This is a genomic window from Hyphomonas sp. KY3, from assembly GCF_017309975.1.
Taxonomy (GTDB): Bacteria; Pseudomonadota; Alphaproteobacteria; order Caulobacterales; family Hyphomonadaceae; genus Hyphomonas.
Genome location: NZ_CP022271.1, coordinates 3,188,662 through 3,211,175, shown reverse-complemented (window position 1 = coordinate 3,211,175; position 22,514 = coordinate 3,188,662). Strand labels below are relative to the sequence as shown.

13 protein-coding genes are annotated in these 22,514 nt (G+C 59.6%); 9 read left to right on the top strand and 4 right to left on the bottom strand.

What is annotated here, in order from left to right:
- Positions 1–3 precede the first annotated feature (3 nt).
- Genes CFA77_RS15385 through CFA77_RS15375 form a run of 3 tightly spaced genes read left to right on the top strand, consistent with a single transcriptional unit; the run spans position 4 to position 2,515 of the window.
- Entirely contained in the window at positions 4–945 is a 942-nt protein-coding gene (locus CFA77_RS15385; RefSeq protein WP_206991437.1) for an alpha-E domain-containing protein, read from the top strand.
- Between the two features lie 4 nt (positions 946–949).
- On the top strand, positions 950–1,750 hold the full coding sequence (locus CFA77_RS15380; RefSeq protein ID WP_206991436.1) for a transglutaminase family protein: 801 nt from the start codon (positions 950–952) through the stop codon (positions 1,748–1,750).
- A gap of 33 nt (positions 1,751–1,783) precedes the next feature.
- On the top strand, positions 1,784–2,515 hold the full coding sequence (locus CFA77_RS15375) for a proteasome-type protease (RefSeq protein WP_206991435.1): 732 nt from the start codon (positions 1,784–1,786) through the stop codon (positions 2,513–2,515).
- A 6-nt stretch (positions 2,516–2,521) separates the two neighbouring features.
- Here the strand turns inward: CFA77_RS15375 and CFA77_RS15370 are convergent, their stop codons facing one another.
- From CFA77_RS15370 to CFA77_RS15360, 3 genes are read right to left on the bottom strand one after another with little or no spacing between them, the layout of a single operon-like run.
- Complete coding sequence (locus CFA77_RS15370; RefSeq protein WP_206991434.1) at positions 2,522–3,484, bottom strand: alpha-L-glutamate ligase-like protein; 963 nt, start codon at positions 3,482–3,484, stop codon at positions 2,522–2,524.
- A complete protein-coding gene (locus tag CFA77_RS15365) occupies positions 3,481–5,013 on the bottom strand; it encodes a UUP1 family membrane protein (RefSeq protein ID WP_206991433.1) in 1,533 nt (510 codons plus the stop codon). Before CFA77_RS15365 ends, CFA77_RS15370 begins: the two co-directional genes overlap by 4 nt.
- Positions 5,006–5,533, bottom strand: a complete 528-nt coding sequence (locus tag CFA77_RS15360) for a RimK/LysX family protein (protein WP_206991432.1) — start codon at positions 5,531–5,533, stop codon at positions 5,006–5,008. Before CFA77_RS15360 ends, CFA77_RS15365 begins: the two co-directional genes overlap by 8 nt.
- A 474-nt stretch (positions 5,534–6,007) precedes the next feature.
- Between CFA77_RS15360 and CFA77_RS15355 the strand changes: the two genes are divergently transcribed.
- The 4 genes from CFA77_RS15355 to CFA77_RS15340 all read left to right on the top strand — a co-directional run bounded on the left by CFA77_RS15355 (position 6,008) and on the right by CFA77_RS15340 (position 19,043).
- Positions 6,008–7,525 carry a PfaD family polyunsaturated fatty acid/polyketide biosynthesis protein gene (locus tag CFA77_RS15355; RefSeq protein WP_206991431.1) on the top strand — a complete coding sequence of 506 codons (1,518 nt, stop codon included), beginning with the start codon at positions 6,008–6,010 and terminating at the stop codon, positions 7,523–7,525.
- A 27-nt stretch (positions 7,526–7,552) separates the two neighbouring features.
- Positions 7,553–11,491, top strand: coding sequence for a type I polyketide synthase (locus CFA77_RS15350; protein WP_206991430.1), 3,939 nt, complete (start codon positions 7,553–7,555; stop codon positions 11,489–11,491).
- Positions 11,492–11,601: 110 nt separating this feature from the next.
- Complete coding sequence (locus CFA77_RS15345) at positions 11,602–12,942, top strand: SDR family NAD(P)-dependent oxidoreductase (RefSeq protein ID WP_206991429.1); 1,341 nt, start codon at positions 11,602–11,604, stop codon at positions 12,940–12,942.
- Positions 12,939–19,043, top strand: coding sequence for a beta-ketoacyl synthase N-terminal-like domain-containing protein (locus CFA77_RS15340; RefSeq protein WP_206991428.1), 6,105 nt, complete (start codon positions 12,939–12,941; stop codon positions 19,041–19,043). Before CFA77_RS15345 ends, CFA77_RS15340 begins: the two co-directional genes overlap by 4 nt.
- Here the strand turns inward: CFA77_RS15340 and CFA77_RS15335 are convergent.
- The gene (locus CFA77_RS15335) at positions 19,040–19,711 is read right to left on the bottom strand and encodes a 4'-phosphopantetheinyl transferase superfamily protein (protein ID WP_206991427.1); all 672 of its coding nucleotides are present in this window, start codon (positions 19,709–19,711) and stop codon (positions 19,040–19,042) included. The genes CFA77_RS15340 and CFA77_RS15335 overlap by 4 nt on opposite strands.
- 136 nt (positions 19,712–19,847) lie before the next feature.
- Here CFA77_RS15335 and dusA point away from each other — a divergent pair, with 136 nt between their 5' ends.
- On the top strand, positions 19,848–20,825 hold the full coding sequence (dusA, locus tag CFA77_RS15330) for a tRNA dihydrouridine(20/20a) synthase DusA (RefSeq protein WP_206993280.1): 978 nt from the start codon (positions 19,848–19,850) through the stop codon (positions 20,823–20,825).
- Positions 20,826–20,915: 90 nt separating this feature from the next.
- Positions 20,916–22,484 carry a YifB family Mg chelatase-like AAA ATPase gene (locus tag CFA77_RS15325; protein WP_206991426.1) on the top strand — a complete coding sequence of 523 codons (1,569 nt, stop codon included), beginning with the start codon at positions 20,916–20,918 and terminating at the stop codon, positions 22,482–22,484.
- The last annotated feature ends 30 nt before the right edge of the window (positions 22,485–22,514 follow it).

The window sequence follows — 22,514 nt, the reverse complement described above, 5'->3', positions numbered from 1 at the left end:
GTCATGCTGGGCAGGACTGCATCGGGTCTGTTCTGGATGGCCCGACTTCTGGAAAGAGCCGAAAATACCAGCCGCCTTGTCGAGGCGGGCTTCCGCATGGCGCTCACCCGGACCCAACCGGGCGAGGAGGAGTGGCGATCTGTGCTCGTCACTGCTGGCTGTTGTGATGCCTATCTGGCGCGTCATGACACAATCACGGGCGACAAGGTTGCCGATTTCGCTCTGCGAGATCGCAGCAATCCGTCCAGCGTGATGTCAACGCTGCATGCGGCGCGAGAAAATGCCCGCATGACCCGCACCGCGCTGACGCGGGAAATGTGGGAAGCGATCAATGACTTCTGGATGGCCGTGCGCGATGCGTTGAAGCGTGCGCCATCCGAGACGGACCTGCCAGAAATCTTGACCATGATCCGCCAGCAGGGCGCGCAGGTAAGAGGCGCGACCACAGGCACTATGCTCCGCAATGACATCTATAATTTTATCCTGTTGGGCATCATGTTTGAGCGCGCTGATAATACGGCGCGCATTCTCGATACAAAATACTACGTCCTGCTACCGTCCAGCGCCTCGGTCGGCTCGTCGCTCGATAATGTGCAGTGGGAGATGATCCTGAGGTCGGCTTCGGCAGAGCGGTCTTTTCATTGGCTCAATGGCGGCAACATCACGCCGCGAGCGATAGCCGATTTCCTGATCTTCGACACACGTATGCCGCGCTCGCTGGCCTATTGTTACGACACGATCACCCACCAACTGGATTGTCTGTTCCGGCAATATGGCCAACGGCTGGGGACCCATGATCTTGCCGAGTCTCTTGAGGCGAGCTTGACGGCCACGACGATTGAGAGCGTGTTTGAAAACGGATTGCACGAATTCCTGTCGGACTTCCTGAGGCGGAATGCGTCCCTCTCGGCGCAGATCGAAACAGATTTCAGGTTCGCGGAGTGATGACATGCGACTGACCGTAGACCATTCATCAACCTACACATACGAACATGGCGTGTTCTATGCGCTCCAGCAGGTTCGCAAACGGCCGATCAGCCTTCCGTCGCAATCAATCCTGTCTTGGGACGTGTCGATTGAAGGGGCGCACTGGGAAACAAGCTATACCGACCATCATGGAAATCTGGTGGATCTGATTCAGTTGGAGCCGGACGTCATGAGCGTGTCGGTCAGTGTAAAAGGTGAGGTCGAGACGCATGACACGTCCGGTGTCATGGGGGGGCACAGTCAGCTTGTGCCGCTCTGGCTTTACCAGCGACCGACCGAACTCACCATGCCGGCGAAAGGATTGCGGGCATTGGCGGGCAAGTTCAGTCGAAGCCCGTCACAAGATATTGGCGTCCTGCATGAGTTGATGGTGGAAATTGCGGACAAGGTTGCCTACCGGACCAATGAGACAGACTCGCGCACCACGGCAGAAGATGCGCTGCAGCAGGGGCAGGGGGTCTGTCAGGACCATGCGCACATATTCATCACGGTCGCGCGCCTGCTTGGCTATCCTGCGCGTTATGTCAGCGGATACCTGATGATGACGGACAGGGTGGACCAGGACGCCGGCCATGCCTGGGCGGAGGCTTGGGTCGATGGCCTTGGATGGACGGGGTTTGATGTTTCCAATGGTATTAGCCCGGATGCGCGCTACATACAGGTAGCGACTGGCTTGGATTACAGCGACGCGGCCCCCATCAGAGGTTTGGTCTATGGCGCGGGTGCGGAAAATCTCGTGGTTTCCATTCAAGTCCAGCAGTAAAGTTAGTCGAGATATTGATCGGAGAATCATCAAGTGACGTATTGCGTTGCGCTTCGGCTTGACCGGGGGCTCATCTTTATGTCGGACACTCGCACCAATGCGGGCATCGACAACATTTCGAAGTTCCAGAAGATGTTCACATGGGAGGTGCCCGGCGAGCGGGTCATCACCATTTTGACTGCGGGAAATCTCGCCACCACGCAGGCCGTGATCAGCCTGTTGGATGAGCGCCTGAAGGCGCCGGAAGAACGAAACCCCAGTATCATGGCAGCTGATACAATGTTTCAGGTTGCCAGATTGGTCGGAGACACGGTGAAGGAGGTCATCCGCACGCAGGGCGATGGAGGGCCGGAATCAGAGGCGGCTTTCGGCGCGACGCTCATCGTGGGGGGACAGATCTCCGGGATGGAGCCGCGTCTGTTCCTGGTCTATCCCGAAGGCAACTTCATTGAGGCCAGCGACGAAACGCCTTTCTTCCAGATTGGCGAGACCAAATATGGCAGACCGATCCTGCTGAGAGCCTTCAGCCCGGACATGACGTTCGAAGAAGCGGTAAAACTGCTCTACGTCTCATTTGACTCAACACTCAAGGCAAACCTCTCGGTGGGGATGCCGCTTGATCTGCAGACGATTGAAAAAGACATTTACAAAGTCACTGAGAAGCGACGCGTCGAAGAGAATGACCCCTATTTCACGGCGATCTCTTCGCGTTGGGGAGACGCGCTGAAACTGGCTTTCAACTCGCTGCCCGACTATGAATTCTGACTTGGCCTAAAAGGTCGGTTCCGGGACATGGTTGCGGTAGAGCCTCTTGGCGAGCTCGACACGGGCCAGTGCATCCAGGCCCTCAATGTCTGCCTTCAGAGTCGCGTTCAACAGGGGGCGAATGCCGATCCGGTTGGCGACCTGAATCGCCAGGCCGGGACGGGCATTGAGCTCCAGCAGGAGCGGCCCCTTGGTCTTGTCCAGTACGATGTCGGCGCCGAGATAGCCGAGCCCGGTTACATCATAGGCCTTTGCTGCCATTTCGAGCATTGTGTCCCAGTGTGGCACCGAGAAATTCCGCAGCGGGTTTGCCGTGTCAGGATGGATGTCAGTGGTTTTGCCATTCTGCATGCCGCTGAGTGTCTTGCCGGTCACAAGATCCAATCCGACACCAACGCCGCCTTTATGGAGGTTTGCCTTACCGTCAGATTCTGCGGTCGGCAGACGCACCATGGCCACGGCAGGAATGCCCCGCACGACAATGATCCGGATATCCGGTACGCCGCCGAATGAGATCGGATTGAAGATTTCGTCGAACTTCACCCGGTACTCAAACATCGCCACATCCGGTTGGCCGCTTAGGCTGTACATGCCCGACAGGATGTTATTGACGTGGAAACGGATGTCTTCGAGCAGGGCGCGCTGCCCATTGGAACGGCGCCAGCCGCCACGCATTGGCTCCATCAGCACTTGAATCCCATTTCCCTGAGAGCCATTGGCGGGCTTGATGACCACGCCATCCGGCTTGTCGAGATAGGATTCCAGATGGCGCATGTGGAACGGGTTGGCGATCACACCATAGAGTTCCGGTGTGGGAATATTGGCTGCGTTCGCAAGTCGCTTCGTCTCGCGCTTGTCATCAACCAGCCGGATCAGTCGCCTCGGATTGAGCTCATTGACGAGCCGGACATTCCGCTCGTTGATTCCGAGCAGTCCGGCACGTCGCAATGCCCGGTAGCGTCCGATCATTTCCGGTCATCCAGTTCACGGAAACGGATCAACTCGCTGAGGCGCAAGCCGGTATATTTCCCCATCAGCAGGCAGATCGCCATGATCACCAGGAGCAGTTCAGGGAAATTGAACATCAGATATTCGACATGCGTGTTGGTCATCACCAGATACGATGCTGCCGCCACCATGAGACTGCCAATACCTTGCTTGATGGCCTCTGTAGCCGAGTATTCTTCCCATGCGATCGACATACGCTCGATCGTCATCGTCAGAATGACCATGGGGAACAGCGAGATCGATAGACCGATGCGCTGACCGTTATTCGCCATGATCTGGGCGATCACAGCCATACAGATAACAATGAACACAACCACCGTCGCCAATCGCGGCACCAGCAACAGCTTCAATTTCTCTAGATAGAAGCGCACAGCGAGGCCCAGCGCGATCAGTGCGGTGAACAGGATCACGCCATTCACAAGAGCGGTTTCACGGAACGCAATTCCGATCAGGACGGGCATGAACGTGCCGAGTGTCTGGAGCCCGATGAACTGACGCAGGAAGACCAGCATCAGAATGCCAACCGGGATGGTGACGAGCACCTGATAGACCAGCTGAGTGGTAATGGGCAGTCGGTTGAAGGAGAACCATTGCATGGCCGAGCCTTCTGCCTTGGCGACGCGCTGCATGACATCCGCCACGTCTGCGTTTACCGGCTGCAGGCTGACTTGCAGGTCCAGGTCCGAAATGCCTTCCGCGCGAATAAAATCATTCGTGCCATGCCAGATCGTGAAAAATTCTTCGGGGTCCGGGCCGGGGAAGTAGCGTCGATCGGCTCCATCGGCATGGTATTCAAGCCAGTGACGGATTTCGGCCCGTCGGCGTGCCTGGTCCATGTAAACACCATTAGCGACCCGCGCTGGAATTCCCTGACTTGTCAGCACATCACGTGCGAGTGCAAGGCGGGCGATCTGACGGGTGAGTGTGGGAGACAAGAGCGCTTCCACTTCATCGACATCGCCGTCCACGAATATCTCTTCCAACACCAGATCGGCGAGAGATTCATCGTCAGCGGATCGCCGGCGCAGATCTGTCGACCAGACCAGGAAGGCTTGCCGTTCAAGGTCATTCTCGGCTTCAGGCGCGGCGCGGCGCAGCTTGCGCTGCATGCTTTCCGGCAAGGGGCTAGCGAGCGTTTCGCCGAGCAGGCGCGCGCGGTAGCGGAGCACTTTCCGGTCATTCGGATAGCGGTAAGTCCAGATCGCGGTCCGGCCATCACCCTCGCGCGCATTCAGGCGCAGGCCGAAGGCGCCGTTGTAGAATTGCTCCTGAGACACCCTGCGGTTTTCACTGTTCGACGGAATATAGGTTTCCAGTCGGACGGGTTGGTTGCTCGTGTCGAAATCGAGGTAGATTTCGAAATCCCATGTGGTCGTCCGTTCGCCGGGCGTCAGGGGATAGTCCAATTGCAGAACTTTGGTTGCGAATATGCCGAGACCGATAGCGGCCAGAACCAGCGCAAGTAGTCGGGTATGTGTAAAACTATTCACTGTCTTCTTTTTCGCAGCTGCCTTCGGCGATGAATGTCGAAGAGGAATCAACAAGCACGCGGGATGCCATGAACTCGCGGCCTACCAGGAAGTCGTACTCGAAATCCTCGCGGTCAGCCAAATTGACTTCAGCGAGTCCACTGACGCCGCCGATGCAGAGCGGCAAGTGGATGACGGGACGCCGGATGGTTCCGCCGGTTTTCAGCTTGATCAGCGCGAAGCGACGGACATTCTGGTCATATCGCACTGTGCGACCATTCTTGCCGACCAGACGAAACCGGACCCAGTCATCCTTGCCAGATTTATTGTAGATATGGACGTCACGGGCAAAAACAGAGCTTGAATCAGCGCCGGTATCCAGCTTGCCCTTCATCTCCAGGCCGAGCTTGCCGACATAAACATTCTCGACATAGCCCATCACTGCCGGTTCGCTTGAGCGGTCGCGACTGTCCGCAATGGCGGAAACTATGGGCAGTGAAAGAACGGCCGTTGCGGCCAAGACGTGTCTCAGATACTTCACGAGAATTCGTTCCTCTTGCCTCAGGATCGGCATTTTTCGTCACCTAACATGCAAGGCATGCGGGCGATAGCTATCCGATCACTAGGTGGTCCCAAAACGGGACGCAAGGATGATTGAATAGTTCCCTTAACAGCCCGATTCCGCCTGAAAAACCTGATTTCGTGGCATTTCTATGGTGAATGCTGGGATCGTCTGTGGCCTTGCCTTTGCACCCAAATAGAATGGCGCTTGGCAGGTGTGCCATATCCCGACAAAAATTAACCAAGAATAGAATTTGAAAAAATATCTATTTCAGGTTGCGTTCATTGGCTGCTGCTTTACAGTAGTTTCTGGAGGGAGAGAGCTGAGTCTGTCTCACGGAACACAGTAGAGGGTTTTGACACGTCTTAGGAGGTGCGTTTCCTTTATCTGTGTTCAAATGTACGAGTCACGTCCGTCCTCGAAGAAATCGGGGTCAGCAAGCAGGAAGGCTTTATGAGTCTGTCGGTGGATCAGGTTCTGGACCGTGTTCGTGAGAATGTCGGGCTATTCGTTCGCGACGGTTTCCTGCGAGCGGACGAGCAGGGCGCTCGTTCTGTCACACTTCCTGCAATTTATCCTGAATGGTTGGGGGATGCAGCCTTTGCGCAAGCGCATGGCGCGCGCTTCAACTATGTCGTCGGCGAAATGGCCCGCGGGATTGCGACGCCGAAGATGGTGATAGAAGCCGTTCGCGCGGGATGCGTTGGCTTCTACGGCAGCGCGGGGCTGAAACCTGAAACCATTGAAGAAGGCGTGCGCGAGATCAAGGCTGGTATCGCACCGGGGCAAACTGCTTGGGGCGCGAACCTGATCCACTCTCCGCAACAGCCGGGCTATGAAGCGCGCGTCGTCGATCTGTTTCTGGCAATGGGAGTCCGGCGGGTGTCGGCTTCAGCCTATATGAGGCTTTCGCCAGACATCGTCCGTTATACAGCGCTTGGTCTCACACGCAGCGCGGACGGCAAGGTCCAGCGCGCCAACCACGTATTTGCCAAGGTCTCTCGCGCGGAAGTTGCCACCCAGTTCATGCAGCCTGCGCCCGAAAAAATACTGAAAACGTTGGTTTCTGAAGGGAGCATTTCTGCCGAGCAGGCCGAACTTGCTTCGAGAGTACCAGTAGCGCTGGATATCACCGCTGAAGCTGACAGTGGCGGTCACACCGACAATCGTTCTGCCGCTCCGCTCTTTTCCTCGTTGTCCCTGGCGCGAGACCGTGTCGCTGCAGAAACAGGCATAGACGCAAATGCGATCCGTATCGGCCTGGGCGGGGGTATAGCGACGCCACATGGCGTGGCCGCAGCATTTCAGATGGGCGCAGCATATGTGTTGACTGGCTCCATCAATCAGGCCGCCGTAGAATCCGGCTTGTCTGAACCTGCGCGACAATTGCTGGCCAAGGCAGGGCCGGCTGATATCGGCATGGCTCCTGCGGCCGACATGTTTGAGCAAGGCGTCGAAGTGCAGGTGCTGAAGCGCGGTACGCTCTTCGCGATGCGGGCACGCAAGCTGCACGCGCTCTACAAGTCTGGTATGTCTTTTGAAACCATGGACCAGAAAGATCGCGACTGGCTGGAAGGCGTGCTCGGGGAATCCTTCCAGAGCGCTTGGGAGCAGACGCGGACCTTCATCACGGAGTCGAATCCAAAGGAGGCGGCCCGCGCCGAAACCGATGGCAACAAGCGGCTCGCGCTCGTTGCGCGTCGCTATTTGTTCATGGGGGCTCAATGGGCACGTGATGGTGCTCCTGACCGCGTTTCCGATTACCAGATCTGGTGCGGCCCGGCGCAGGGTGCGTTCAATGAATGGGTCGCTGGCACATTTCTGGAGCCCATCGAGAACCGCACAATCCGCCAGATCGCCCTGAACCTGATGGAGGGCGCGACGCGTCTGACACGCGCCGGACAGATGCGCGCCTGTGGGATTGGCGTGCCACCCTCAGCGTTCTCCTACACGCCTCGAAAGTTTCTCTGATACGATGAATGACAAGGCCAGCAGATCATGAGCTCAAAAGCTGCCACTCCGATTGCCATTGTGGGCATGGGCGCAATCTTCCCGGGCCGGGGAGACGTGACCGGCTTTTGGCGCGATATTTTCGAAGGGCGGGATTTGTTGTCCGACGTGCCATCAAGCCATTGGCTCGTGGATGACTATTATGACTCCGACCCACTGGCGAAGGACAAGACGTACGGTCGGCGCGGTGGGTTCATTGATCCAGTTGCCTTCGACCCCCTGACGTTCGGCATCCCGCCCAAAACGATGGAAGGGACCGACACTGCGCAATTGCTGGCATTGATCGCGGCCTATGCGACCTTACAGGATATCGAGCGGGACAGTGAAGGCCGGATCGACAAATCCCGCACCAGCGTGATCCTCGGCGTGGCGTCGGCGACAGAACTGACCGCTCATATGGCAGGCCGTCTGCAGCGCCCGGTCTGGGTCAATGCGATGCGCGAAGCAGGCATGCCAGAAAGCGAGGTTGTCGCACTCGCTGAGCGGATCGAGAACCATTATGTCGAATGGCAGGAGGCGACATTCCCCGGCTTGCTTGGGAACGTCGTGGCAGGGCGGATCGCCAACCGCTTTGACCTGGGCGGCAGCAACATGGTCACGGATGCCGCTTGTGCCTCCAGCTTGTCGGCGCTCAGCATCGCTCTGCACGAACTTCGCGCCGGAGACAGCGATACGGTCCTGACCGGAGGTGTCGACGCACTGAACGATATCCTGATGTATATGTGCTTCTCGAAAACACCGGCCCTGTCGCCGACGGGCGACTGCCGACCGTTTTCGAATAGTGCCGATGGTACCATGCTGGGGGAAGGTATTGGCATGCTGGCGCTGCGCCGGTTGGACGATGCCGAGCGCGACGGCAACACGATACATGCGGTAATTCGTGGACTGGGTGGCGGTTCGGACGGGAAGGGGACGGCGATCTATGCACCGGTTCCTGAGGGACAGGCCCGCGCGCTTAAACGTGCCTATGTTCAGGCCGGATATGGTCCGGAAGCTGTCGACTTGATGGAGGGGCATGGCACAGGCACCAAGGCTGGTGACAAGGCAGAACTGGACGGCCTGCATCTCGTGTTCGGTGAAGTCAAATCAGACGAACCATGGTGCGCGCTCGGATCCGTAAAATCACAAATGGGGCATTCCAAGGCGGCTGCTGGCGTTGCGAGTCTCGTCAAGACTGTCAACGCGCTCAGTCGTAAAGTCCTTCCGCCCACGATCAAGGTTGAGGAGCCCGCGGATGTCATCAAGGAAAGCAGTGCTTTTTACCTGAACACCGAACCCCGTCCCTGGATCACGACAAAGAAACGACCGCGCCGGGCATCAGTCAGCTCATTCGGGTTTGGTGGAAGCAATTACCATGTGACCCTGGAAGAATATGTCGGCAAAACCGCAATACGGCCGTACCGGGTCTTTCCGGCGGAGCTTTTCCTGTTCAGCGCAGACACGCCCGACGCCCTCGCCACAGCAATAGAAGCCAGCGCATCCGGCGTGGATGACGCATCGCTGGCGTACGCCGCTTCACAAACACATGCGGGCTTCGAATCGAAAGCTCCAGCACGGGCTGCGATCATTGCTGAAACCGCAGACGATCTCAAAACCAAGTCGGAGAGTCTCGCAAGCCAGATTCGGGCAGGGGAGGTAGGTATTCGTCCGTTCAAGGCCGATTGCTTTGCCTCATTCAATGCGCCTGTGGATGGCAAGATCGCCTTCATGTTCTCCGGTCAGGGCAGCCAATATGTCGGAATGGGCTCTGATCTGGCCATGGCGTTCCCGGAGGCTCGGGCAGCATGGGATCAGGCAGCCAGCCACAAGCGCACGGGCAAGCTGAGGCTCGACAAATTGTCCTTCCCGCCAGCGGCTTTCGATCAGGTTGATTTCGGTGCGCAGACCCAGACACTGACGGAAATGCAGCATGCCCAGCCAGCCATCGCAGCGGTGGCCTTGTCGCAGCTGGGCCTTCTGTCACAGCTCGGCTTGCAGGCAGACATGGCCGCAGGCCACAGCTTCGGTGAGATCATGGCTCTGCATCTGGCTGGCGTGATGGATTCCGACACGGCCCTCACGGTGGCTGCGGAGCGTGGTGCGCTCATGGCCAAGGCGGCGGGCAACACCAAGGGCGCCATGTTGGCAGTCCAGACCGATTCCGCGACAATAGCACCGGTATTGAAGAAGATCGGCCAAGGCCTCGTACTTGCCAATGACAATGGGCCGGACCAGGTCGTTCTGTCGGGTGCGCAAGACATTGTTGAAAAGGCAAGACTGGAGTGCGAAGCGCTTGGCCTGAAGGCTCGCATGCTGCCGGTGGCGACAGCGTTTCATTCGGAGATTGTTGCCGAAGCCGTGCCGCCTTTTGCCAAAGTGCTTGCAAAACAGAAACTGCGCACGCCGAAGCTTGATGTCTTTGCGAATGCTACGGCGCAGAAATATGACGCCAAGGTCGCAGATCTTCCGGACTTCATATCCGATCAGCTAATCCAGCCGGTTCGTTTCCGTGAACAGGTTGAGGCGATGCATGCGGCCGGAGCCCGCGTGTTCGTGGAAGTCGGCCCTGGCGGCGTGGTCACGGGGTTGGTCGGCCATATTCTGGCTGGCAAACCCCATCTTGCGATCTCATTGGATCACAAACGCCGCAATGGCGTGAACCAGTTCCTCCTTGCCATCGCAACGCTCGGCGTCTCAGGCATCGACCTCGACTATGCCGGCCTGTTTGCAGAGCTTCCGGCCCAGCCGCCAAAGCCCGCGCCCTCCAGGCACGCCGTGAAGATTTCCGGCGGCAATTACAACAAGCCTTATCCTCCGGCGAATGGTGCGGCAGGCCGCGCTCCATCAAATCCGGAAAGGCCAGCAGTGCTGGAGAACCCAGCCGCGCAATTCCCATCCACCAGCAATCCCGTTCAGGCGCAGTCTTCCCCACGCCCCGAGCACAAAGTCCTTCCAGAACAGACAGGCAGTCCTATGACCCAAGACGCATCCTCAAAAGGCCCTGAATACGCCGTGCAGCCCCGTTCCTCCGCTGCGCCCGCTGCAACAGTCTCTGAGCGGATCATGCATGAAGTTTCCCAGCGCCATGCAGACTACATGTCTGCCATGTCGACAGCGCATTCGGCTTTCCTGAATATGGCCGCCCAGATGGCGGGCCAGGCACCCCTCGAACCCGCACGTATTCACGCGCCCGTTGCCTTGCCAGCTCCAGCTCCTGCTCCAGCGCCAGCGGCGCCGGTCCAACCACAGCCTTCGGTCAGTGATGTGAAGCCAAATGGCGCCTATCGTGAAGTAGAGTCTGCAGCCGCTCCCGCGCCGATGGCGGTCCCTGTACCCGCGGCCCAACCCGCGCCCCAGCCACAAGCCTCCGTTCAGCCTGCTCCAGTGGTGGCTCCGGCTCCAGCACCCTCTGCATCAGGGGGAGATTCCATCAGCCTGGTCCGCGGCATCATCGCCGAGAAGACCGGCTATCCCGAAGACATGCTCGAGCCCGACATGGACCTCGAAGGGGAACTCGGCGTCGACTCGATCAAGCAGGTCGAGATCCTGTCGACCCTGCGCGAACGCATGCCAAGCCTGCCAGAGATTGATCCGGAACAGCTCGTGGAGTTGCGCACGATTGCCGCGATTGCGGGCATGATCGACGCGTCGGGTGTCGCCTCGGCGCCTGCACCAGCAATGAGTGCGGCTCCGGCGGCTGTGACGGCCTCGTCCAATGGCGGCGTTACGGCCGACACGGTCCGGGCCCTGATCGCGGAGAAGACCGGCTATCCGGAAGACATGCTCGAAGATGACATGGACCTCGAAGGAGAACTTGGGGTCGACTCGATCAAGCAGGTCGAAATCCTGTCGGCCCTGCGTGACCAGCATCCGGAATTGCCGGAAGTCGATCCCGAAGTGCTGGCGGACCTTCGCACCATCCGGGCCATCGCAGATTTTTTTGCGTAAGGGGCGGCGGGGCGCCCGCTGCGCTCTCCCGTCCCGGCCCGCCGGCCGGTCCGGTTCCCACCTATGAGAGTTTCGTTCGGGTAGTCTCGCCCGGGTCTGCGCAGCCCTGGGTGGCCGCTCAGGATCTTTCGGCATGGGGGCCGTTTGCCGTATCGGCTGGGGCATTGGAGATCGCAACCGAACTGGTTCAGGCGCTCACCGGACGAGGTGCTCAGGCGGACCTTCTGGGCGATAGCGTTCAGGGTGTTCAAACGGTGATCGTAACCGAAGGCCTTTCGCATTTGCCGGTAACGGAACGACACTGGCAGGTTCTGGACATTTGCAAGCGGCTGTATGCGAGCGGTGCCCGGATTGTGATTCTGGAGCATGCGGGCGCTGGCGGTTTTGCGCAGCTTTGCGGTCTGAAAGGCCTCTCGCGTACACTCCGTCAGGAATGGCCTGATCGGTCCATAGTAACGTGGTCACTTCCTGCTGGCGTGTCGCTGAACGCACAGGCTGAACTGGTACTTGGCGCCGTCGCCTCCAATGCTCCCGAGGCAGATCTTGATGCGGCGGGTACTTCGGTGATGGAGATCGGCGCCGCACCTGGGCTGGTGCAGGCCGCTCCAACAGATGCAAACGTCTGGTTTGTGCCGGGAGGTGCGCGCGGTGTGACCGCAGCCTGCGTATCCGAACTGGCGCGTCGACAAGCGGGATCGACCTTTGTTCTGGCAGGCCGGTCCGGCATCACGCCCTGGCCAGAAGGATTGCAGCCAACAAGCGACGTGAAACTTGTCCGGGGTGCGCTGATCTCCGCAGCCAAGGCGCGCGGCGAAAAGCCTGCCTTGCCTTCCATTGATCGTCAGGCGCGCGCGCTGCTGGCAGGACAGGAAATTCGTCACACACTGGACGCCATCGCGGCGGCAGGGGCGAGGGCTGTCTATTTGCAGGTAGACATGTCGAATCGCGACAGCGTTCTCGCCGCCGTTCAGAAGATTACGGCTGAGTGCGGGCCGATTACTGGCCTCGTGCATGGGGCAGGGGTGCTGGCAGATGGGCTTGCCCTGAAGAAGACGCGAGAAGATGTGGAATATGTCTTCGGGCCGAAGGTCGAAGGCTTGGCAAACCTGATCGCCGCTATCGACCTTTCGCAGCTGCGCCATGTCGGCCTGTTTTCGTCCGCCTCCGCCGTATTCGGCAATACGGGGCAGAGCGACTATGCGATGGCCAATGCCTGGCTTGGCGCCGTTGCGCGGAAGCTCGCAACGCAACTGCCCGCCGCGATCGTCAAGAGTTTCTGTTGGGGCCCTTGGGATGGCGGCATGGTCGACGCAACACTGGCGGGACATTTCGCAACACGCGGCATTTCGTTGATTGGCCTTCAGGATGGCGCGCGCATCTTTGCTGACCAGATTCTTCAGGGAGACAGGCAAGAAATCGAACTATTGATCGGGGATGAGTGGGCAGGATGACGGGTGATTGCCGATTTGAGCCGATTGCTATTGTCGGCCAGGGCTGCGTGCTGCCGGGGGCCATGAGCCCGGCGGAGCTTGGCGATCTCGTCTTTGACAAGCGCGTGGTCTACGGCCCGGTGCCTTCTGAGCGGCTTGGGCTTTCGGAAGCAGATGCAGCTTCCCGAAACTATGTATCCGGAACGGTGCAAGGATTCGAGGATATCTTCGATGAGGATCGTATTCCGGAAGCGTGGCGCGCAGCTGCCAGGATCGACCCGGTTTGCGCCTGGTCCGTTCATGCCGCGTTGGATGCGTGGAGCAACGCACGTCGTCCGAAGGTCCGAAAGGGCCGCGCAGGTGTCTTTGTGGCCAATCTTTCCTACCCAAGCGCGGCGCATGCAGACTATGCCGCACGCCATTGGGCGGGGCAGGCGCTTTCGGAACCGCTTGCGACGTTCAATGCTTCTCTTCCGCCCCAACTGATCGCTCAGACGCTCGGCCTGTCCGGTCCAGCATTCTCGCTTGATGCGGCGTGCGCCTCATCGCTCTATGCGCTGGAGATCGCCTGTCGACGGCTTCAATCGCAGGCGATTGATTGCGCCGTCGTTGTCGGCGTCAACGCGGCCGACAATCTGATCCTCCATATCGGGTTCGAGGCGTTGAAGGCACTCAGCCCGACCGGCCAGTCACGACCCTTCGTGAAGGGCGCAGACGGATTAGTGCCATCTGAAGGAGCGGTCTCGGTTGTCCTGAAACGTCTGTCTGATGTGAAGAAGAAGGATGTCGTTCACGGTGTTATTCGGGGCATCGGCCTCTCGAATGATGGTCGGCGCAAGGGTTTGCTCGCCCCGTCCGGCGAGGGCCAGACTGAAGCCATGACGCGCGCATACACAATGGCGGGCGTGGATCCGAAGAGCGTGTCCTATCTGGAATGCCATGCGACCGGCACGCCGACTGGTGACGGTGTCGAGGTGCAGGCATCGGCGGACATGTTCGCAGGCAACAAAAATCTCGCCATCGGATCCCTGAAGGCCAATACAGGGCATCTCATCACGGCGGCGGGCCTGGCCAGCCTCCTCAAGCTGACCGAAGCGTTCAAGCGCGAAGCCCTGCCGCCTACACCGATCAGAGGTAACCTGATCGAAGTTGCTAGCCGGAACGGTATGAAAGTTCTGGGGGAGGCCGCACCGTGGGAGCCGCGTAACGGAATTCGCCGCGCAGCTATCAGCAATTTCGGTTTCGGCGGCAACAATGCGCATCTGATCCTCGACCAGTATGATCCGGAATCGGATTTGGTTGAGGCGCGGGAGGCCAAGCTGTCCGAGCAGGACATCGTGATCTGCGGGACAGGCCTGCTGGCGGGTTCTGACCGCGGGGCGGACGCCGTCACGCGCCGCATCATGAACCAGCCGATAAAGCCTGCCACAGCCTGCCGAAAGGTGGGCGCAGATCCGAAGACTGCGCGAACTCCGCCAACGGATTTGCTTGAGGCGGAACCTCAGCAGCTCGCCATTGTCGATGTGGTGGAAGAAGCGCTGCAATCGGTAAAGCCTGTCGCATCCGATCGGGTGGGCATTTTTACCGGCATGGGCTGTGCGTCAGATTCGGCGCGTTGGCTGTTAAGAGAACGCTTGGCAAATCTGGCAGGATTATCCCGGAACTCCGAGGAGCTTGCCACTGCGCAGGCCCTCATTGCGCCACCGCTTCATGCAGCCACCGTTCTAGGTGCCATGGCGAACATGACCGCCAATCGCGTGACCTATGCGCATGATTTCCAGGGCATGGGGTTCTCGGTGTCTGCCGAGGCGGCTTCCGGCCTTGCCGCGCTGGACCTCGCCGTCGAAGCGCTGCGCTTGGGTCAGCTGGATATGGCCATCGTGGCCGCAGCAGACTTTGCGACCGAACCGGTTCGTGCCGCTGCGCTCGCAGATATCGGCATTACAGTGCGACCTGGTGACCAAGCTGCGGCCATCGTCCTGAAGCGAAAAGACGACGCTGAAGCCGCATCGAATCGGAACTTCGGGTCTCTCCATGACGTCAACTGGTCTAAGGGCGGAGCGTCCGAAACAGGCGTCATAAATCGCGTATTCGGCAAGGCTCCTTGCGCCTCGGTCGTGTTCGAACTGGCCCTGCAAGCGCAGCTCTGCGCACGGGGGCATGTGCTGACGGCGGAAGGCGCGGTGCCGGACATACGGGAAACGTCTCTTCCGGTCGACATCTCGGTTGCAGCAACGCAGCTCAACACCGTTGGCTCCGTCACATTCGATCCTGCGGATGCGGTGCCCATACCAGATGCGCTGCGGCCGACACCCTTCCTGTTCTGGGCCTCGGCAAAAGACAAAGCGACGCTCGCCGCGCGCATGGCATCCGGCAAGGCCGGGGGCAGGGGCAAATGCCGTATTGCGATAGTGGCGCCCACTGAGGAAGCGCTCGCGGAACAGTTGGATTCTGCGCAGCAAATGCTGGAGCAGGGCAAAGCCCCTGTCGGCGACGGCGTCCACTTTGGCGAAGGCAAGCCTGAGGGCGAACTCGCCTTCATGTTCACTGGATCTGCGGCCGTTTATCCCCGCATGGGACGTGGTCTGCTCTCGGCCTTCCCGGAATTGCGCCAGCGTCTCGCCAAACTCGACAAGGCGGACGAGATCGCCCCACTGCTCGCCAAGGCAAGCCTAACGGAATTTGAACAATTGTGCGCTGGCACGCTGATGAGCCAGGCACACGCAATCCTGTTGCTGGACCTTCTCGGTCTCAAGCCGGATGCGGCGCTCGGCCTGTCGCTTGGCGAGAGCAACGCGCTGTTCGCTTTCGGCTTCTGGCGTGATCCCGGCGCTCTGCTGGACGAGATTTCCGATGCCGCCATGTATGAGCGCCATATCGGCGGCGAGTTCGAAACGGCAAAAGAGGCGTGGGGCCCGAACGTCCCGGCGGACTGGACCAATTGGCGTGTCCAGGCGCCGGTTGATGCCGTGAAGCGTGAAGTCGCCAAACATACCGGCGTCGAGATTACGATCATCTATTCGCGAACAGACTGCATGATCGGTGGCCCGGCTGAGGCCTGTCGCAAGATCTGCGAATCTCTTGGGCCCGGCAGCGGCGCAAAGATGCACCAGCATCTGATTGTGCATGCCAAGGCCATGCAACCCTTCGCGGAGACGTGGCGCAAGCTGCATACACGCAAGATGCATGATGGGGGCGGGGTGCGTCTCTACGCCAATGCCGTCAATGCCGCCTATGAGCCGACCAGCGAAACCTCGGCAGATATGCTAACCCGGCAGGCCATCGATACAGTAGATTTTCCGCCTACGGTCGAACAGGCATGGAAAGATGGCGTGCGCACCTTTGTGGAGCTTGGCCCGCGCGACACGCTGACCGCAGCACTTGGCAATATTCTTGAAGGCAAGGACTACAATGCGGTCGCCACCGACCGCATTGAAACAGCGGACTTGGGACAGGTCGCCGACCTCGCCGCCTTCCTGTTCGCGGACGGGCGCGCTCCCAAGATGAAGCCCGTCGCAGACGCGCTCGACGCCGCGCGACGCAACAGGACCGTGCGGCCTGCGCCCTGGGCGCTGACACGCGATGTCCCTTACGCCAAGCCTATTGTTCCGGCCCTAATCCCAACAAGCCGGATGCCGGTTGCGCCGATTTTGGCCGCCGTGAACTATCCTGCGCCATGCGATTCAAAAGTCAGCACCACGCAGGTGCCATTCCCCGCGCCGCCGGCAGACCGACCGATGCCTGCGCCGCGCAAGGTGACTGCTGGAACAGTGCCACTTCTGCCGCGATCACCCGCAGGACCGCACTGGAACTATCCCGAGATCGAGAAATCCACGCGTGAGAAGATGTCTGACTTCTTCGGCGCCGCATTCAAACCGCAGGACAAATATGCTCGTCAGGTGCGCCTGCCAGCGCCCCCTTTGCTGCTCGTCGACCGGATCACCGGAATCGATGCAGAGGCCGGAGTCGAGAGTACCGGCATCATCTGGACCGAGACCGATTTGAAGCCGGATCAATGGTTCATCCATGATGGCCGGATCCGACCCGGTCCGCTGATCGAAAGCGGGCAAGCTGACCTGACCTTGATCGGCTGGATGGGGGCGGACTTCAAGAACCAGGATGACCGGGTCTATCGCCTTCTGGGGTGCGAAATCACATTCCATGAGGGCGGCCTGCCAGAGCCCGGTGAGACGCTACACTTCCAGATCGAGATCACCGGGCACGCGACACTCGCCGGTGTCCGCATGTTTTTCTTCCAGTATGATTGTATGGCGGGCGACCGCCGCGTCTTCTCCGTGCGAAACGGTCAGGCCGGCTTCTTCAGCGATGACGAACTTGCCTCCGGAAAGGGCGTCATGTGGGATCCCGCCAAGGATGCACCGCCTACCGCAGACCCCACGCCATTTGCCGCCGAGGGCGCGAGCCGGAAGCGAGCTTTCAGTGCCAGAGATCTGGACGCTTACCGGGTCGGCAATGCCTGGGCGTGCTTTGGCGACGGGTTCGAACTGGTGGCCGCGCAGTCACGTCCGATCCGTCTGTCGGACGACAGGCTGGCTCTCTTCGATGATGTCGAAGCCTTTGACCCCCATGGCGGGCCGTGGGGCAGGGGATATTTGAAAGCCCGCGCGCATGTGCCGGTCGATGCCTGGTTCTATGAGGGTCATTTCCACAATGACCCCTGCATGCCGGGGACACTGATGGCTGAGGCCGCCGTACAGACACTGGAGTTCTATGCAGCGGCCGCGGGCCTGCTGACCGAACGTGACGGGTATGTCTTCGAACCGATGCCGGGCCATATGGCGCAATTCGTCTGCCGGGGGCAGGTCATTCCGGATACGGACCACGAGGTGACCTATGAGGTCTTCATCGATGAGATCATCGATGGAGAAACCCCGGAAATTTACGCGTCCCTTCTTGCAAGCAGTGACGGCAAGAAGGTGTTCTATTGCCCGCGCTTCGGCCTGCGCCTGCGCCGTGATTGGCCAGCACCACGCGTCGCCGAAGCACCAATCCGAACCGGGCCGATGGGGGAGAGTCGGGGTGACCATGATGCGCTGCTAGATTGCGCCAATGGTGCGCCATCGGCGGCCTTTGGCGAAATGTATGATCGGTTCGATTCCGAAGGCATCGTACCCAGACTGCCGCAAGAGCCATATCACATGATGACGCGGGTCATCGACGTGTCCACACGGCCGGGCGTGCAGGAAGTTGGCGCAAAAGTTCGCGCCGAATACGACATTCCTACGGATGCCTGGTATTTCGAGGACAACAGGAATGGGGCCATGCCCTTCGCCGTCCTGTCGGAGATCGCGCTGCAGCCGTGTGGGTGGCTCGCCAGCCATTGCGGTTTTGCCTTGTCCGGTAATCTGAAATTCCGAAATCTCGAAGGCGATGGAGTCCTGCATCGCGAGCTCAGCCCAGACGATGGGACTATGGTCGTTGAGAGCGAGTTGACGGCCTTCTCACGTGTCGGACCGATGACCATTGTGACCTTCAGCGTTGTGGTCACGCTAGCCTCAGGCGAACCTGTCCTGGACCTGACGACCCAGTTCGGATTCTTTCCAGCTGCCGCGCTGGTGCGCCAGGCCGGCCTGTCGGCCAAGCCGCATTTCTCTGCTGCGTTCGACCTGCCGGGCGAAAAAGTGAAGACGCGCATGATTGAAAAGCGCCTTGCAGGCGGCAAGATGCGCATGCTGGAGGCGGTCGACTATTTCAACCCGACCGGCGGAGAGGCCGGGCTTGGTCTGATCCGGGGCCGCCAAGCAGTTGATCCGAATGCGTGGTACTTCAAGGCGCACTTCTATCAGGATCCGGTCCAGCCGGGGTCGCTCGGCCTTGATGCGCTCGCACAGTTGCTGGCGCGCGCCATTCTGCTCAAGGGACTGGATGAGGGCATGAGCGACCCGCACTTTGAAACCATTGCGACCGGCGCACCGTTCAAATGGAGCTATCGCGGACAGGTGACACCCGACAAGAAAGAAGTCGTTACCGTAATGGAGATTGTTTCCATAGAGAAACGCGACAAGGGCTGGTTGGTCACTGCACGAGGAAGCCTGTGGCGGGATGGCCTGCGTGTTTACGAAGTCGGTCCCTACAGCCTTGCGCTGGTGGACAAAGGCTAGGCGCACTCGCCCGCGACGCAAGTGACAATGTCTCCGTGCAGGAAGCACGAAATGTCGAATATTCGATCCGTATGCGATACTTGTCCCTGGGAAGTCTCACCAAGGATGAGGCTTGCGGATAGGTTGATCGTCGGTGCCCCCATGCGGAATCCCTGACCGGCGGCTTTCATGATGGCCTCCTTGATCGTCCACAGCCTGTAGAATGGGAGGAGATCGTCGTCAGCGATACCGCTGAATATCTTTCGCTCCGAAGCCGAACACATCATCGGTAGCATCTGTCGCCAATCGATGTCGCGAACCTTTTCGATATCAATTCCGACCGCTTTGTCATGAGAGGTGGCGAAGGCAGACCAGCCCCCGGTGCGAGAAATCGACAGATACAGTTCCCGCATATTTCGCAGGGAAGGCGCCCCGAGCGTATCATGTTCGAGAACTATATCCGCCTTCGCTTGGCCGAGATGATTTGAAAGGCCGGTTCGCACAGCTGCGAATGAGCGTTCCAGATCAAGACGTATGTCTGGATCGAACAACTTTCCAAGGCGCGCGTACTCGGTATTTGTGAGGACCGATGACTGCGTCTGTACCTCCGAATGATCCAGAATATACGCCGAGATGCTCGGCTGCTCCGGCGTGCGGGTCTGAGATGAGGGAATGTCGAGTTGGATCATATCAGTCAGGCTGCAAGTGATATACCGGATCAGCGCGGGAAATGATCCAATTACAGCCAAGAATATACACACACCGCTTGTTTCCGCTAGAAGTCGGAACGAGCCCGTATATGCACTTCCGGACCTGACATTGACTATGCCATCCAGCCTTTCCTACAAGTTTTCGATCGCGCCCATGATCAACTGGACGGACCGGCACTGCCGCATGTTCCATCGGAGCCTGTCGAAACATGCGCTGCTCTGGTCTGAAATGGTGACGGCTGATGCCGTCATCCATGGAGACCGCGGCCGCTTGATTGGCTTCTCCGAAGCTGAGCATCCCGTCGTCCTGCAACTGGGTGGCAACGAGCCGGCAAAGCTCGCCGAAGCGGCCGCCATTGCCGAGCAGTTCGGCTATGACGAGGTAAATATCAATTGCGGCTGCCCGTCCGACCGAGTTCAATCAGGCGCGTTCGGAGCTTGCCTGATGGCGCGGCCGGACGAAGTAGCCGCGTGCGTTGACGCCATGAAAGCCCGCGTGTCCATCCCGGTCACGGTAAAGTGCCGCATCGCCATTGATGATTTGCCAGCGGAAGAAACTCTGTTTGATTTTGTCGAGAAAGTCAGCGCAGCAGGTTGCGAGGTTTTCACCGTTCACGCGCGCAAGGCTTGGCTTAAAGGCCTGAGCCCGAAGGAGAACCGCGATATTCCGCCGCTTGATTATGACCTTGTGGCGCGCCTGAAGGCCGTGCGGCCTGACCTGACCATTATCCTGAATGGCGGCATCACCACAATCGAGGCTTGCCGCGACCACCTCGATACTTTTGATGGCGTCATGCTGGGGCGTGCCGCTTATCAATCCCCAGCCCTGCTGGGCGAGGTGGATTCCGCATTGTTCGGGGTCGGCGAGCCTGTCTCACCAGAGGTAGCCCTCGACGCGTACCGGCCTTATATGGCAGCGCGTCTGGAAGAGGGCGTCGGGTTGCATGCGATGACCCGTCATATGCTGGGCCTCTTTAACGGACAGCCCGGCGCGCGCCTCTGGCGGCGAACACTCTCTGAGAAAGCCGTGCGTAAGGGCGCCGGTCTGGAAGTGTTGGATGAAGCGCTTAGCGCGGTCATGCTCGACGCCTGATATAAAGCAGGTTCAACTTTTCGGAATTTCGTTCTTTATTTGTTCGCAATATTCTGTTAACCATTTGCCCCATGCTGACAGGGGTTGGAGATGGTTTGCAGGGTTACGACGTTTGCATTTGAGGGCGTAGACGCCCAGCCCGTGGACGTGCAGGTCCAGATGACCGGCGGCCAGCCAGCGTTTCATATTGTCGGCTTGCCGGACAAGGCGGTTGGCGAGAGCCGTGAACGTGTCCGGGCTGCTTTTGCCTCCCTTGGGCTCGCACTCCCGCCGAAACGGGTCATCGTGAACCTCGCCCCCGCTGATCTTCCCAAGGAAGGCAGCCATTATGATCTCGCCATCGCGCTTGCCCTGCTCGCCATGATGGGCGTGATCCCACCAGACCAGTTGGAGGCCTACGCGGCCATTGGAGAACTTTCGCTTGATGGCGCGCTGGGCGAAACGCTCGGGGTCCTGCCAGCCGCCATGGCCGCTGAAGGGATGGATTTACAACTCATCTGCCCACAGATTTGCGGCGCTGAAGCGGCCTGGGCAGGCGGCAGTGTTATTGGCGCAACAGGCCTGATTGCCCTGATCAATCACTTTACTGGCCGCGCTGTTATCAGCCCTCCGCAGCCGGGCGAGCTGGCAACCCCGCCCGCCGGGCCGGATCTGCGCGATGTGAAAGGTCAGGAAGGTGCCAAGCGCGCACTCGAAATTGCAGCCGCCGGGGGGCACAATCTCCTTTTTTGCGGCCCGCCTGGGTCGGGGAAGTCCATGCTGGCCCAAAGATTGGCTGGCATATTGCCGCCATTATCTGCGCGGGAATTGCTGGAAGTTTCGCAAATTCAGTCGATTGCGGGCCTGTTGGAGCGCGGACGCCTCTCGCGGAGACGACCCTTTCGCGCGCCCCACCATTCGGCCTCCATGGCTGCTTTGGTCGGGGGCGGAATCAAGGCCAAGCCCGGTGAAGTCTCGCTCGCGCATCATGGCGTGCTTTTTCTTGATGAATTGCCGGAATTCCCCGCAACGGTGCTCGACAGTTTGCGACAGCCGCTTGAGGCGGGCGAAGCCGTGGTGGCGCGGGCCAACCGGCATGTGCGGTATCCGGCGCGGTTTCAGCTGATCGCTGCCATGAATCCATGCCGGTGTGGGGGAGGGCCCGGCGCAGCCGCCTGTCGGCGGGGTCCCCGCTGTGCACAGCAATATCAGGCCCGCTTGTCCGGTCCGTTCCTGGACCGGATCGATCTCTACTACGACACGCCACCAGTTACCGCCGTTGATCTTGCGCTGCCGCCGCCCTCGGAAGGCTCTGAAGAAGTTCGCGTGCGCGTCGCCCGGGCGCGTGACATCCAGACAGAGCGGCTGGGGCATATGGCAAGTGACACGATCCGATCGGTTAACGCCGACACGCCTCTTTCCGAACTGGAAAAGTCGGCAGCGCCTGATGAGGCTGGTGCCGCTTTGCTGGCGGATGCCGCTTCGCGGCTGCAACTGACCGCGCGGGGCTACAGCCGGGTGCTCAAAGTGGCACGCACCATTGCAGATCTTGAGGGTTGTGACGGCGTGCGGCGGCTTCATGTCGCTGAGGCACTATCCTATCGGCATCGTCCGCCGGGCATGCCCGAGCCAGCCGTATCTGCGGCGCGCGGCGCTGCAGCCGGGAGCATGGTCGGTTAAATGAATGCTAAAGGCTTTGCGATAAGTCTG

What these genes read in the sequence shown, in the direction of transcription:
- CFA77_RS15380 (WP_206991436.1), top strand. Translation starts at nt 950, where the DNA reads ATGCGACTGACCGTAGACCATTCATCAACCTACACATACGAACATGGC.
- CFA77_RS15370 (WP_206991434.1), bottom strand. Translation starts at nt 3,484, where the DNA reads ATGATCGGACGCTACCGGGCATTGCGACGTGCCGGACTGCTCGGAATC.
- CFA77_RS15335 (WP_206991427.1), bottom strand. Translation starts at nt 19,711, where the DNA reads ATGATCCAACTCGACATTCCCTCATCTCAGACCCGCACGCCGGAGCAG.
- CFA77_RS15340 (WP_206991428.1), top strand. Translation starts at nt 12,939, where the DNA reads ATGACGGGTGATTGCCGATTTGAGCCGATTGCTATTGTCGGCCAGGGC.
- CFA77_RS15325 (WP_206991426.1), top strand. Translation starts at nt 20,916, where the DNA reads ATGGTTTGCAGGGTTACGACGTTTGCATTTGAGGGCGTAGACGCCCAG.
- CFA77_RS15350 (WP_206991430.1), top strand. Translation starts at nt 7,553, where the DNA reads ATGAGCTCAAAAGCTGCCACTCCGATTGCCATTGTGGGCATGGGCGCA.
- dusA (WP_206993280.1), top strand. Translation starts at nt 19,848, where the DNA reads ATGCCATCCAGCCTTTCCTACAAGTTTTCGATCGCGCCCATGATCAAC.
- CFA77_RS15385 (WP_206991437.1), top strand. Translation starts at nt 4, where the DNA reads ATGCTGGGCAGGACTGCATCGGGTCTGTTCTGGATGGCCCGACTTCTG.
- CFA77_RS15355 (WP_206991431.1), top strand. Translation starts at nt 6,008, where the DNA reads ATGAGTCTGTCGGTGGATCAGGTTCTGGACCGTGTTCGTGAGAATGTC.